Source organism: Neobacillus canaveralius (genome assembly GCF_047237705.1).
GTDB classification, from domain to species: Bacteria; Bacillota; Bacilli; order Bacillales; family Cytobacillaceae; genus Neobacillus; species Neobacillus niacini_K.
In genome coordinates, this window is record NZ_JBDFLL010000001.1 from 4116522 (window position 1) to 4131137 (window position 14616).

Sequence of the window (14616 nt, forward strand, 5' to 3'; positions counted from 1 at the left end):
TTCATGAAGGTCTCAGGAGTAATTTATAAGATGACATTATTCTTTGATGGCACCAGCCGTTAAACCACTAATGATATACTTTTGTAAGGCAATAGAAATTAAAACAATTGGTATCGTTGCTGTTATGGCCGCTGCTGTCATTTGTCCCCAATTTAAAGAGTGAACACCTTGAAATTGTGATATCGCTACAGGAACAGTTCTAGCAGCATCTGAAGAAGTGAAAATCAAGGCAAATAAGAATTCATTCCACGATAACGTGAAGGCTATAATCCCTACTGTTAAAATACCTGGTAAGGACAACGGCAAAATAATACGAGTAATCAGTTTAAAAAGCCCACATCCATCCATTATGGCTACTTCCTCAATAGCTTGTGGGATGGTTCTGAAAAATCCAGTTAGTATCCAAACAACTAATGGCGTGAAATAAGCTACATAAGGTAAAATCAGAGCAAAATAGGTATCAATCGCACCTATTTCTTTTAAAAAGCTGAATAAAGGACTGATAATAAAGATTCCCGGAAAAATCGTAATAAAAAGAACTAACATAAACAATAAATTTTGAAATTTAAACTTTAAACGTGCAAATGCGTAAGCGGCTGGGACACCAATAATAATGCAAATCAAAGCCGTTGATCCCGACACTATTAAGCTATTTAATATATTGGTAAAAAAACCGCTTTCTAGAATAACCTGAATGTAATTATCCAAATAAAATTCTTCAGGTAATATTTTTACAGTATAGATTTCATTCTGTTTCTTTAGGGATGTTAATATGGTCCATAAGTATGGTAAAACATTTATTATGACAATGATGGTTAATGCAGCCCAGAACAGCAATCCCATCCTTTTCTTCATAAAAATTCCTCCCAACACTCTCTTCTAGATTAAGTTATCATTTAATTAGTTGTTCATTTGTTTATTCATGTTCCGGCCATAAATGAAAATTAATATCCCAATTACCGTTACACCAATTACAGCCATTGCTCCGCCTAAACCAAAGTCAAGATATTGGAAGAATACCTTATAATTGTAAAGTGTGAAGATTTCAGTCGCTTCACCCGGCCCGCCGCCTGTCATGACATAGATAATATCGATTACATTTATAGTCTGCAAGGTTGTAAAGATTAGTCCCATGAGAATAAATGGTTTTATTAATGGAAGGGTTATATAAAAGTATTTTTTAAATGGACTTGCACCATCCATATCTGCACTTTCATATAAATCTTTGGAAATAGTCTGTAGCCCTGACACGATAATTAAAGTTAGTAATGGTGTTGTTTTCCAAACATTTGTTAAAATAACACTGCCCATTGCATACTCCGATGACACTAGCCAAGGAATATTACGTTCAATTACACCTAATGAGGTCAATATGTGATTAATAATTCCATAGTCTGTTTCAAACATGAATTTCCATGCTTGTGCAGCAACTACTGGCGCAACCGCCCAAGGCAAGAGAATAGTGGAACGGAAAATGGATCTGCCTTTAAAGGCATGGTTAGCTATTTGTGCCGTTATCAGGGCAAGAATCAACATTCCCACTACACTTCCAGCAATATAAATTAAACTAGTTACAAGTGAAGATATGAATCGATCATCTTGAAATAACGTGAAATAGTTATCCAATCCAATAAAGGTTGCTTGTTCCTCCCGATTGGTTAAACGATAGGATTGAAAGCTATAAACAATCGTTGTCAACAATGGGATGAAAACCACAACAATAATCATTGTAAAAACAGGAAGTAGTAATAAGTAGGGTAAATATTTACTTCTAATTCCAGAACCACCTTTTGACCGTTTTGTATGTACGTTTGGAATCTTGGACATGTTGACTAAATCAGGGTTTGGTGCATTTTTCAATTTTAAATCCCTCCTCTAAAATTAGAATAATAGTAGATTTGATGAATTCGCTTACATACTTATTCAGAACAAACGAGATTCGTTTATTCAAGGGAATACACAGAATCTCGTTCTACTAGTTGACAATCCAATCTATATTTTTTTTGATTAACTGGGTATTTATTTCTAATTTGATCCAGAATTTCCATTGCTTTTTTACCCATTTCCTCCAACGGCAGCGACATTGTTGTTAATCTAGGTGAAATATAACTACTCAATTCCCTGTTATCAAAACCGACGACGGAAATATCATTTGTTATTTGATGTCGATTATCTTTAATGGCTTGAATGGCGCCGGCAGCCATTAAATCATTCATGGCAATTATGGCTGTAGGTATGTTTTCTTGGTTTAATAAATCCTGTGTCATCCGATACCCCGATTCATATTGCCAATCTCCGGTTTTTACAAATTGAGGGTTAAACATTAACATATGCTCGCTTAACGCCTTTTGGTATCCTTGAAAACGGGCATATGACGAAACTGAGTTAATAAGTCCACTAATCAATCCAATTTGGGTATGGCCCTTATTTATTAGGTATTTTGTTATTTGATAGGAAGCACCTTCATCATCATAGTTAACGCTATAATCATTTTCATTTTTGGTATAACAGTACGTATAAACAATAGGTATCTTTGAATCAGGAATTAAACCAGTTATATCTCTTGAATGAATTCCGATGTAAATAATCCCCTCTACCTGGTTTGAAATTAACTGATTAAACAATGGTAATGCGAGTTCTTCACATTTGCTTATTTCAGGATATTGGTTCCCATTCTTTTTGAATAGACCCATGTTTGTTAATAGAATGGATAACCCTTTTTCCTCTGCAGCTGCATGTATTCCATTGATTATCTCTGGTGCATTGAAAACAGAAATATCCTCTACAATAACGCCAATATCATTTGTCTTATTTAATTTAAGACTTTTAGCAATCACGTTAGGTTGGTAGTTTACTTCATCAATAATTTTAAGAATCTTTTTACGTGTTTCTTCACCAACACGCCCTCTATTATTAATAACATTTGATACAGTAGCAATTGAAACATTTGCTTTATCTGCTATATCTTTAATATTTACCATTTCGATCATCACCTTTTTTGTTAGGTAAAACGATTAATCTTATAAACTAATACCATGTACTTATTAATATCTGATGATTTAAGAAATTATAACTAAGTTTCTTTACTATTTTATGTTAACCCATAAAACATTTCGGTTAATCTAATTTTTACAAACATTTAAATTTGAATAAATGGGACTCTAGCTAAATGTTTTTAACAACACTCAATTTAATTAGCCTTTACTTTGATGAAACGATTAATCTTTTTCTTAAGTACTTACTCCTATTTACTCAATATTATAAATTATCTGAATTCATTTAACAACCATAAATTATTACATTTAAACTATCTTTTTTGATTTAGTGAATTTAAATTCAACTTTTATAAATAAACCTGAAGAATAAAAGCGACTACCTTATAATCATAAAGTAGCCGTAAATTGATTCGATATGATATTATTTTTCCTGTTTAATGAGAGTATAAATCCATTACACTTTTTACTTTTACTGCACTTAATTTAAATCCTGGCATTTTGCATACAGGATCGAGGTCTTTTGAAACTAATAGATTTACATTTTGCGAGTCGGCCCAATGAAAAGGAACAAATACTGTATCCTGACGTATGGTTTCTGACCATATACTCCTGACAACAATACTTCCTCTTTTGGACTCTATCCTCACTAAGGAACAATCTTCAATCCCGTATTTTTTAGCGGTTAACGGGTGAATTTCTACAAAGGATTCTACATTTCTAGCTGCCAATGCCGGACTTTTTCTCGTTTGTACGCCTGTTAGATAGTGCGCCATCACTCTTCCCGTTGTTAAATAAAGAGGAAACTCCTCACTTATCTGTTCCTTAGCTGGGTCTGGACGGTTTGGAACTGCCACCATCTCTGCTCTGCCATCAGGGTGGGAAAACGAATTTTCAAACAATCGAGTTGTCCCTTTATGCTCTGGGTCAGGGCATGGCCAAAGGATCCCTTCTTCCTTCCGCAGACGATCATAGGTGATGCCATAATAATCCGCTTTTCCTCCACGGCTCGCCACACGTAATTCATTAAAGATTTCTTCTGCAGACGAAAAGTTAAAGTATTCTCCTTTTCCAAGTACGCGAGCTACCTCGCATATAATTTGCCAATCATGTTTCACTTCCCCAGGACAAGGATAACTTGCTTCCCTTAAAGTCACCCTTCCTTCCACATTCGTCATCGTTCCCTCATCCTCTAAATAGGAGGAAGCTGGTAAAATGACATCTGCTAATTTCGCAGTCTCTGAAACAAACAGATCTACCGCTACTAAAAATTTCAATTTTTGTAATGCTTTTTTTACAAATTGTGCATTTGGATTGGAAACAACCGGGTTCGAGCACATTAAAAACATGCCAGTAATCTCACCATCATTGATTTTTTCCATCATTTCAAATGCCGAAACACCTTTTCTAGGTATTTCGTCCTTTTTCACGCCCCAAACGCTCGAAATGTAAGCGCGGTGTTCTTCATTTTCGATCGACCGATATCCAGGCAGTTGGTCTGCTTTTTGTCCGTGTTCTCTTGCACCCTGCCCATTTCCCTGTCCTGTAATTGCTCCAAAACCACAGTTCTGCTTGCCAATTTTACCCGTTGAAAGAAGAATATTCAGGAAATTACGAACGGCTATAGATCCGTCCGTATGCTGTTCCACCCCTCTTGCAGTGAATATCATTCCGGTTTCTTCTTTTCCAAACTTGCGGGCTGCTTTTTGAATTTGCTCTTTAGGAACACCTGTTATTTCCTCAATTTCTTGTAAATCCGTAGAGAATAAATGTTGTCGCACTTCCTCAAAACCTTTAATCCGTTCATTAATAAATGCATGGTCGATATAATTTTCATCAATTATCACCTTTAATAATCCGTTAGCTAATGCGGCATCTGTTCCTGGTTTGACTTTTAGATGCAAGTCCGCCATTTTCGTTGTTGCTGTTTCGCGCGGATCAATTGCAATAATATAAGCACCATTTTCCTTTGCTTTCTCAAAATAGGGCATGATTGTGGGCTGACATTCGGCAATATTCGTCCCCGCAAGAATAATACATCGAGTAGATGGTATTTCCTGCAGACTATTTGTAAATCCTCTATCGACCCCAAACGTTTGAGAGGCTGCAGAAGCCGCTGCTGACATGCATAACCGACCATTATAATCGATATATCTCGTTTTCAAGGCTACCCGAGCAAATTTCCCAAGTAAATAAGCTTCTTCATTTGTGATGGACGCACTCCCATAAACAGATAAGGCATTCAGCCCATCTTCACCTTGAATTCTTGTAAAGTTATTTTTGATATGTTCTAATGCCTCTTCCCAGCTAACTCGGACAAATTCTCCATTTCTTTTAAGCAATGGATATTTCAACCGTTCGTTATGAAAGCTATGTTGATGGGCATTCATCCCCTTCATACACAATCGGCCCTCAGAAGTAGGATTATTTTTTCCAATCGTTACATATTTTTTCCTGGTAACAATGGATTGTTCTAGCAGCTGCATTTTACATTGCATACTGCAAAATGGACATTGTGTATCATATCTTTTTTCTGACTTTACTTCCTGCTGCTTTGAGCGGAAATACTTCAATAACAATTCAGTCAAACTTCACTCCCCCTTTTTGGCAAGTATTATGTTGAATTTATTAATAGAGGCTTTTCTCTACTAAATTCTTTCGCAAAGCAATCTCCTCTTCCAAATGCTCAAGCAGCTGCTGGCGAAGTTCCTCATCAAATAATACTTCCCTTACATGAACCAATCCGACTCTTTCAACCCATTGCCATGTTCGCTCCAGATAATTAGCGGTCTCACGATAATATTGAACAAAACCGCTAATTAACTCCATCGCTTCCTCAGTTGTTGCCGCAACACTTAATAACTCACCTGAGCGAACATGCCGCCCGCTGCTTCCGCCGATATAAATTTCCCAGCCCCGGTCAACCCCAATGACGCCAACATCTTTTGTGGTCGAACCTGCACCATTATGCAAGCAAGAGGATATGCCCATTTTGATTCGATAAGGGGTAGTGAGAAATTCTAATTGCTTTTCGAGGATTACTGCAAGCTCAATCGATGGTTTTTTATCACATGAACAAATATGTTCTCCAATACATGTTTTTATGTTCTGGACACCATTAGCTAGCGGTGAACTTAAGGGCATGTTCAATTCTGCCCATACAGCGGGCAAATCTTCTTTTTTAACACCAAGTAAATGAATTCTTTGGTCACTCGTGATTGCGACATCGTTTATATGATATTTTTCAGCTGTTTGTGCAATTTTTCTTAATTGCTCTGGATTTGTGATACCGCCATACATTTGTGGAATAAGAGTATAGTTCCCATCGGATTGAATTACTGCATTCATTTTTTCGTTGATAAAAAGAGCTTGTTGCTTACTATCATATTCTGGATTGATCATTCCCAAATAATAGTTAATGGCTGGACGGCAAATCGAACAGCCATCGCTATTTTTCCAATCTAAGACTTCCATGACTTCCTGTATAGTTGTTAATCCTTGCCTCTGCACCTCCTGAACAACTTCATCATCATTTAATGTTGTACAAGAACACAGACATGACCTTTCTTCTAAGACTTCTTCACCTTCATGATTCTGTATATATGACAACAGGTCTGCCACTAGTGGTTTACATCCTCCGCAGGAGCTTGAAGCTTTCGTACATTTTTTGATTTCTTCAACAGAAGTTAACCCTTCTCTTTGGATAGTTTCCTGAATAGTCCCTTTCGTTACATTATTACAATTACAAATAATCTTACTGGCGGGAATGGAAGCAATAGAAAAATCATCGTCCTTGTTCTGTGGAAATAATGAAACCTTTTCTAAATCGGACACATCCTGATGTTTAAGAATCATATCTTGCAGATTGGTTCGTTCTTTTGTATCACCAAACAACACAGCGCCGATAATTCTTTGATCCTGAAAAACTACTTTTTTATAAACTCTCTCAACTTCATCATAAATCTTTATAGATTGGTTTGAAGAATCCTTATCATGAATGACTCCTACTGAAAACAGGTCTATACCTGAAATTTTCAGCTGGGTGGAGAGTACACTTCCTTCGTACCCTTGACCATCAATACCACAAATTCGCTTTGCTAATGCTTTACCTTGTTCATAAAGAGGCTGTACCAAGCCATATACCATTCCCCGATGCTCGACACATTCTCCCACAGCGTAAATGTTCGGAACACTCGTCTCCATATAATCATTTACTAGAATGGCACGGTTTGTTTCAATTCCAGTATTTTTGGCAAGTTGAACATTCGGCCTGACACCTGCAGCCATCACAATTAAATTTGCTTCCACTTCTGTTCCATCATTAAAAGTGACACCTTTTGCACTAAAACCTCCAATGATTTCCTTCGTCTCTTTTTCTAATAGAAAATTCATTCCTTGACTTTCCAGTTCTTTTTGAAGCATTCTTGCAGCAGTTTCATCTAACTGCCTTTCCATTAAATAACTGCCAATATGAACCACAGACACGTTCATCCCAAGATTAAGCAGACCCTTTGCTGCTTCTAATCCCAACACCCCTCCACCAATCACCACTGCGCTTTTATTCTTCTGAGAGCTCTCTAACATTCTCTGACAATCTTCAATTGTTCTGAATGTAACCACTCCCTGTTTATCTGCACCTGGGATCGGAAGGGAAAACGGAACAGAGCCAGTAGCGATAATCAGTTGATCATAAGAAACGATTCGGTGTTGATCCGTTCTTATGAATTGTTTATTCTTATCAATTTCAATTACTGTTTCTCCCGTATACAAATTTATATGATGACGCTCATACCATTCACGATCATGCAGCGTGATATCTCCAAAAGAAGTGCCGCCCTGTAAAATGGAGGATAAAAGAATACGGTTATAATTTACGTGGGGTTCACTTCCAAAAATAGTAATCTCAAAACCTAAAGGATCCAGTTTTAAGATTTCCTCTATACAGCGTACACCTGCCATTCCATTACCAACTAACACCAGCCTTTTTTTACCCATATTAACCTCCAGCTGTCATTTCATCTGACATTAAACTTAATGCCATCAATTATCACATAAAGTCAAATTAAAAAAATGAAACACGTTATATTTCCTTACATACTAGTTTTCTCACAGCAAAATGAAGAATGGATTCTTATGAAAATTTTATTTTTTGAATAAGCGATAAACCTTGTAATTATATAGATTTTCCATGGGAGAAAAAAATACATGTGTTAGGTTTCTTCACAGCAATTGAGACAAAACGCCGGTATCAGACTATTCTTAAAACTATAAAAATTAGGAGGCATACAAAAATGAAAAATAATATTGGATTGATTTCATTCGTGATCTTACTAGCTAAAGTCTTATTTTCAAAAGGAACAAAAAATATCGGGTGGTAACTCCTGATCAAAAACAAAGATTACTAGAGAGGAGTAGATAAGATGAAATTAGCAGATTTAAAAAAGGCGGGTCATGCACCATCATTAGTTGCTTCATTTTTATACTTTGATATCAGTTTTATGATTTGGGTTATGTTGGGGGCATTAGGGGTTTATATCACGAGCGATTTCAATCTTTCTCCTTCTGAGAGAGGCTTAATAGTTGCAGTTCCTATCTTAAGCGGTTCTTTTTTTCGACTGATTCTCGGCTTCTTAACGGATCGAATTGGTCCTAAAAAAACAGCTATCAGCGGAATGACCGTGACAATGCTTCCACTACTATGGGCATGGTTATACGGTCAAACACTTACTGAACTTTTCCTGATTGGGATTCTTCTTGGAGTTGCAGGTGCAAGCTTTGCAGCGGCCATTCCAATGGCGAGCCGGTGGTACCCGCCGCATTTACAGGGATTAGCTATGGGTATTGCAGGTGCGGGGAATAGCGGTACGCTATTGGCTACTTTATTCGGTCCACGATTGGCTGAAAATATTGGCTGGCATAATGTAATGGGTCTTGCTCTTATTCCCCTTCTCATTGTTATGGTTTTATATATAGTAATGGCCAAAGATGCCCCATCACAGCCGAAAGCAAAACCGATGAAAGAATACTTTCAGGTTTTTAAACAAAAAGATACCTTATATTTCTGTCTGCTTTATAGCGTTACCTTTGGCGGTTTTGTCGGACTATCAAGTTTTTTAAGTATCTTTTTTGTAGACCAATATGAGTTAACTAAGGTACGTGCTGGCGATTTCGTTACCTTGTGTGTCGCAGCGGGAAGTTTTTTCCGACCAGTCGGCGGATACATCGCAGATAAAATCGGCGGGGTACGGTTGTTAACTTTCTTATTCATTGGGGTTGGAATCACCATGTTCAGCATTAGCTTGCTTCCTGCCCTGCCGTTTGCTATTACAGTATTGTTTATAGGAATGCTTTGTCTCGGAATGGGTAATGGGGCGGTATTCCAATTGGTTCCTCAGCGATTCCAAGAAGAAATTGGTGTGATAACAGGTATTGTCGGAGCTGCCGGTGGTGTGGGAGGATTCTTTGTTCCTAACATACTGGGGTCACTTAAACAAATGACAGGAACGTATGCAACCGGATTTTACATTTTAGCTGCGGTTGGTTTATGTGCTCTTATCGTTTTAGTCATGGCACAAATATCCTGGAGGAAAAATCTGGAGTCAAATCGTGCATCCATTTAATAAGGAAGTTCATTTTTATCAATCTAAAAGGCATGAGTTGGAATCAAACCAACTCATGCCTTTTTTGTTATTACCAAAGTATTACAAACCAAGCAACGAACCCGCGATGCCACTCCGCTGCTTTCTTATCAATATTATTGATAACTAACAGCTTGTTTTCCCATTTGAATCCATGAATCTTCAAAACTATCTCTTGAAACGGCTTTATATGCTTCGTCTGCTAATGGATCATTTATATATACATTATTTTCGTCATACCCAACTACTAATACACTGTGCTCCCTATAGGTAATTTGAATTTCCCCCGAGGATGTTTGCCATTTGGTAAATTCACTTTCCGGCAGCTGAGAAAATCTTGAATTTGTAATGACCCAAACAGGAGATCCATTGTCTATCATATTATAAACAGATTCAATACTACCACCTGTTAAATCTATTATTTTACCTGGTAAATAGTTTTTCGCTAAAGCTGCGATTGGGGCATGGTAAACGCCATATCCTGGATTATCAAATGAATAAATATCCCCTACAAATCCATCGTTTGGATTACCTCTTAATCCATTTGAATCACGGAAAGGAATAGTGGTTATTTCACTTGCCAGCGTCATTTTGTCTACAGAAACACCTGCATATTGAAGGAGCATCGCTAGACTAGTAACTTCACAGCCGCGTGGTAATTCAGGCATCTGCTGGATATGGGGTACATCAACTATTTTGCCATCCTGAACCTGACTCACAATTTGAGCCTGGTCAGTACTCGGAACTGTATTATCAGTGGATAATACATCCGAATTCGTATCAGGTATCGTAGTCTGTTCTTCTACGTTTGTTTCTTCTATTTCATTACTAATTTCAGTAGTAGGCGCAGAATCTGATTTTTGTGCTTCCGCATAATTAACTCCTATGAGTATTCCCATTGCAAGTATTAGGATTAGTACTTTTAATTTCAACGGTTTAATCCTCCCTAACTCTATTTTTTTCAAGCGTTTATGTGCATGAATGATTGAATAGCCTTATTATGAAGGAACATCCTTAAAGTTTTCTTAAACATAAAAATACAAGATGTTAATTTAAAAACTCTACTCAAGGGGTCTATAATAAAATTAATAGATAACCTTTACTAGAAGACCATGGTTGTTTATTATGGAACAGATACTATTTAAGAATTGTTTAAGGTTTATATTGAACAATGATAGGGATTGATAGATAAATAGAAGGTGGACGAAAGCTCGGCTTAAAAAGAGTTTAGTAGTCTTCTAAACACGAAAGGAAGATGCACCATGAAAAGGATTAAATGGTTACTTTTTCTAATTGTTCTAGGGATTAGTACTATATATATATTAAAAGACAACGAAACCACACCGTCTAAAGCAACAGGCATCGAACAAGAGAAAGTTGTACCTTTACCAGCCGAACTCCATCCAATAGTAAAGGAACGAAGCGACCAATTAGTCCAACAAGCAGCAAAAATAGGAATTGTGGTTTTGATTACTGACGGTTTCCGCAGTATAGAGGAGCAGAATAGCATTTATGAACAAGGAAGAACAGTAGAGGGAAATATTGTAACGAATGCAAAAGGTGGAGAATCCTATCATAATTATGGGCTTGCGATTGATTTTGCACTTGAAACTCCTTCAGGGGATGTCATTTGGGATCGTCAATATGATCGTAATGAAAATGGAAAGTCCGATTGGTCCGAGGTAGTTAAAATCGCAAAGTCATTGGGATTTGAGTGGGGCGGAGATTGGAAAGATTTTAAAGATTATCCACATTTTCAAATGGATTTTGGACTGACAATTGCCGATTTGCAGAATGGGCAAAGACCGGACGAATCATCTAATGTGGCGGAAAGCAAATAAAGACAAAGGACTACGGGGACCGCTTTCCCTGCCTTTTTGGCATGGAGAACCGTCCCCGTTTGTTTTCGTGTTATTTGTGGTCGATAATCGCCCAATAGGCTGGTTTTACATTATATTCTGGATCGAATACAAATGGTGCATCTTTACCTGCTCCAGCTTCCATTTTAGCATATGGTGCATTTGCCAATGTTACAACGTTTCCAGCTGCATCATAGTATACATCTGCTCGGTCATTTAACCATGTATGGTTATCGGCAATTCCCCAGAATGTCACATTACTGATTTTATCGCCTAATTTCTCATATAATTTAAATAAACGATCATAACGGTCTGCTTGATCTATAAATTTCTGTGCTGGAATAGAATCATAGGTAGGATACGCCCTTACTGGCCAGCCATACATGCTGACATCAAGCTCAGTAATTTGGTTGTCTAACCCCAGTTCAGCAAACATGTTAATTGTGTCTTCAATTTCTTTTTCAGATGGCCAGCCGATCTGAATGTGAGACTGATGCCCAACACCATCAATTGGAACGCCTTGCTCTTTTAAACTTTTTACTAGGTTGTATAAGAACGTTCTTTTTGGTGTTACTTCTGTATTGTAATCATTGATATAAAGCTTAGCGTCTGGAGCCGCATATTGTCTTGCTGTCTCAAAAGCAACTTTAATATAGTCCATTCCGGTAATTAGGAACCATGGAGATTGACGTAAACCTTCAGGATGTCCACCCCATTCGTCGATTACTTCATTGACAACGTCCCAAGATTTAATATCATCTTTATAACGAGAAACGACTGTTTTAACATGTGTTTCTAAACGGCTTAATAAAAGCCTTTTGTTAGCCTCAAGATTTGACGGATCTGCAACGACTTGCTTCCCATTTTGCCAAACAACCATTGAATTTCCATTTGCATCTTTGAAGAACCAATCTGGTACTTGGCTATGCCAGACAAGGGTATGGCCGCGCATGTCTATTCCATTTTCTTTCGCAAAATTAACAAGTTTATCTGCCGGTTCCCAGTTAAACTGCCCTTCTACTGGCTGTAAACTGCTAGGCTTCATGACATTTTCTGCTACAATGCTATTAAAATGGCGCTTTAACATTTGTGAGTCTTTTGCATCTAATAATTGATATGGCTCAACCGCTGCACCTATGGTGAAAGAATCTTTATATCGTTGGTCCAATTGTGGTGCTGTTAACCCGCTAATGCCTGGTTTATTTGAAATATTTGTTTCGGCACTAACTGTCGATCCTATAGGTAATAATAAGGCTAAAGCTAATCCAGAAAGGATAGGTTTACGTAAAACTTTTATCATGTTTTATTCTCCTTTTTAATAAATTTTTTAATAGTTTCTTATTCAAGAATTTTCTACCTATTCTGAATTCATTCTACCTAAAATTACTTTGTTTAAATACCCGACAAAGTAAAGGTTTTACTTTCATTACTAAAGGTGATACTTTCAATAAAATAGATGTTAGATGAGAAGTAAATAAAGGATAAAACACAAAACAGGCATCATTTAATGAAAATGATGCCTGCAACTTTTCCCCCTTATCATAGACCATTCGAAGAACATTGAGGGTATAGTGGTTAATGCAGCGACCCTTATTGACCGCAAATTAAAAATCGATCTTTATTGCAAAATTAGACGGAAAGCCCCTGTCGACTATGCCATCAAGTATTTTTCTACTTCCCGTGCAACTTCCCGGCCTTCGTTGATTGCCCAAACGATGAGGCTTTGACCTCTTCTTGCGTCGCCTGCAGCGAAGATTCCTTCTACGTTGGTTTTGAACTCACCGTATTTAGCAGAAACCCTTTGGTTGACTGCCTTTACACCGAATTGGCTTAATAGAGGCTGTTCCGTACCTTCAAAGCCGATTGCAATAAATACGAATTGAGCTGGCCATACTTTTTCAGTGCCTGGGATTTCTTTAAAATAATAACGACCTTCTTCATCCTTTAGCTTCTCCATTTGGATGGTGTGAAGTTCTTTAAGATTCCCATTCTCATCGGCAACGATTTTCTTTGTTTGAATCGAGTATTGACGTGGATCATCGCCAAATTTTGCTTCTGCTTCTTTATATGCATAATCCATAGTAAAGACGTTAGGATAAGCTGGCCATAAATTAGCTGATGTACGTTGACCAGGTAATTGTGGATGCTTGCCGAACTGCACGACACTCTTGGCTTTTTGACGAAGCGCTGTTGCCACACAGTCGGCACCTGTGTCTCCGCCGCCGATAACGATGACGTCTTTATCCTCTACATCGATAAATTGTCCATCCTCAAAGTTCGAGTCTAATAGACTTTTTGTCGCTAGAGTTAAATAATCCATCGCAAAGTGAATTCCCTTAGCTTCACGACCTTCAATCACTAAGTCCCGCTGCCTTTGAGCACCTGTACAAAGGATGACCGCATCGAACTGTGCTTGTAGTTCTGCAGCTGTGATATCTTTACCCACTTCTGTTTTCGTAACAAAGTCTATACCTTCCTGTGTCAATAAACGAACCCGGCGTTCTACTACTTCTTTTTCAAGCTTCATGTTCGGAATTCCATACATCAGCAATCCACCTGGACGGTCGGCACGCTCATAAACCGTTACGGAGTGGCCAGCTTGATTAAGCTGATCAGCTGCTGCCAAACCGGCAGGACCGGAACCGATAATCGCCACTTTCTTACCAGTCCGTGACCTTGGAATCCTTGGTGTAATCCATCCGTTTTCAAAGCCTTTATCAATGATGGCTTGTTCAATATTCTTGATTGTAACCGCTGGGTCGGAAATCGCCAATGTACATGAACCTTCACATGGAGCCGGACAAACCCTTCCTGTAAACTCAGGAAAATTATTTGTCTTCAACAGCCGATCAAGCGCTTCTTTCCAACGACCGCGATAGACTAGATCATTCCACTCTGGGATTAGGTTGTGAATCGGACAGCCTGATGTTGCTCCTTGTATCTCCATACCGGTATGACAGAAGGGGATGGAGCAATCCATGCACCGCGCCCCCTGTGTACGTAACTTTTCATCAGAAAAAGGAACTGTATACTCTTTCCAATCGTTTTGGCGTGTTAGCGGATTTCTTTCTCCCACTTTTTCGCGGGAATATTCCATAAATCCAGTTGGTTTCCCCATTGTTCCTC

Annotated in this window: 10 protein-coding genes; 2 read left to right on the plus strand and 8 right to left on the minus strand. The window is 37.9% G+C overall.

Annotated elements, in window-relative coordinates; translation table 11 throughout:
* Window positions 1–36: 36 nt before the first annotated feature.
* From ABC255_RS20355 to nirB, 5 genes are all read right to left on the minus strand, one after another.
* On the minus strand, window positions 37–855 hold the full coding sequence (locus ABC255_RS20355) for a carbohydrate ABC transporter permease (protein ID WP_412996387.1): 819 nt from the start codon (window positions 853–855) through the stop codon (window positions 37–39).
* 45 nt (window positions 856–900) lie between these two features.
* Window positions 901–1860: a carbohydrate ABC transporter permease gene (locus tag ABC255_RS20360; RefSeq protein ID WP_412996389.1), complete on the minus strand. Its 960-nt coding sequence runs from the start codon at window positions 1858–1860 to the stop codon at window positions 901–903.
* 83 nt (window positions 1861–1943) lie between these two features.
* Complete coding sequence (locus ABC255_RS20365; protein WP_412996391.1) at window positions 1944–2981, minus strand: LacI family DNA-binding transcriptional regulator; 1038 nt, start codon at window positions 2979–2981, stop codon at window positions 1944–1946.
* A 449-nt stretch (window positions 2982–3430) separates the two neighbouring features.
* On the minus strand, window positions 3431–5581 hold the full coding sequence (nasC, locus tag ABC255_RS20370; protein WP_412996393.1) for an assimilatory nitrate reductase catalytic subunit NasC: 2151 nt from the start codon (window positions 5579–5581) through the stop codon (window positions 3431–3433).
* 40 nt (window positions 5582–5621) lie between these two features.
* Window positions 5622–7988, minus strand: coding sequence for a nitrite reductase large subunit NirB (nirB, locus tag ABC255_RS20375; protein ID WP_412996395.1), 2367 nt, complete (start codon window positions 7986–7988; stop codon window positions 5622–5624).
* Between the two features lie 425 nt (window positions 7989–8413).
* Between nirB and ABC255_RS20380 the strand changes: the two genes are divergently transcribed.
* Window positions 8414–9613, plus strand: a complete 1200-nt coding sequence (locus ABC255_RS20380) for a nitrate/nitrite transporter (RefSeq protein ID WP_412996397.1) — start codon at window positions 8414–8416, stop codon at window positions 9611–9613.
* Window positions 9614–9747: 134 nt separating this feature from the next.
* Here the strand turns inward: ABC255_RS20380 and ABC255_RS20385 are convergent, their stop codons facing one another.
* On the minus strand, window positions 9748–10563 hold the full coding sequence (locus tag ABC255_RS20385) for a C39 family peptidase (protein ID WP_412996399.1): 816 nt from the start codon (window positions 10561–10563) through the stop codon (window positions 9748–9750).
* A gap of 330 nt (window positions 10564–10893) precedes the next feature.
* Here ABC255_RS20385 and ABC255_RS20390 point away from each other — a divergent pair, with 330 nt between their 5' ends.
* Window positions 10894–11472, plus strand: a complete 579-nt coding sequence (locus tag ABC255_RS20390) for a M15 family metallopeptidase (RefSeq protein ID WP_412996401.1) — start codon at window positions 10894–10896, stop codon at window positions 11470–11472.
* 70 nt (window positions 11473–11542) lie between these two features.
* Here ABC255_RS20390 and ABC255_RS20395 read toward each other — a convergent pair whose 3' ends face one another.
* Together ABC255_RS20395 and gltD are read right to left on the minus strand one after the other, a co-directional pair.
* A complete protein-coding gene (locus ABC255_RS20395) occupies window positions 11543–12790 on the minus strand; it encodes an endo-1,4-beta-xylanase (protein ID WP_412996403.1) in 1248 nt (415 codons plus the stop codon).
* Window positions 12791–13141: 351 nt separating this feature from the next.
* Window positions 13142–14608 carry a glutamate synthase small subunit gene (gltD, locus tag ABC255_RS20400; protein WP_412996405.1) on the minus strand — a complete coding sequence of 489 codons (1467 nt, stop codon included), beginning with the start codon at window positions 14606–14608 and terminating at the stop codon, window positions 13142–13144.
* Window positions 14609–14616 lie beyond the last annotated feature (8 nt).

Excerpts from the sequence above, each read along its gene's own strand:
- ABC255_RS20365 (WP_412996391.1), bottom strand. The coding sequence starts at position 2,981 with ATGGTAAATATTAAAGATATAGCAGATAAAGCAAATGTTTCAATTGCT.
- nirB (WP_412996395.1), bottom strand. The coding sequence starts at position 7,988 with ATGGGTAAAAAAAGGCTGGTGTTAGTTGGTAATGGAATGGCAGGTGTA.
- ABC255_RS20380 (WP_412996397.1), top strand. The coding sequence starts at position 8,414 with ATGAAATTAGCAGATTTAAAAAAGGCGGGTCATGCACCATCATTAGTT.
- ABC255_RS20390 (WP_412996401.1), top strand. The coding sequence starts at position 10,894 with ATGAAAAGGATTAAATGGTTACTTTTTCTAATTGTTCTAGGGATTAGT.
- ABC255_RS20355 (WP_412996387.1), bottom strand. The coding sequence starts at position 855 with ATGAAGAAAAGGATGGGATTGCTGTTCTGGGCTGCATTAACCATCATT.
- gltD (WP_412996405.1), bottom strand. The coding sequence starts at position 14,608 with ATGGGGAAACCAACTGGATTTATGGAATATTCCCGCGAAAAAGTGGGA.
- ABC255_RS20395 (WP_412996403.1), bottom strand. The coding sequence starts at position 12,790 with ATGATAAAAGTTTTACGTAAACCTATCCTTTCTGGATTAGCTTTAGCC.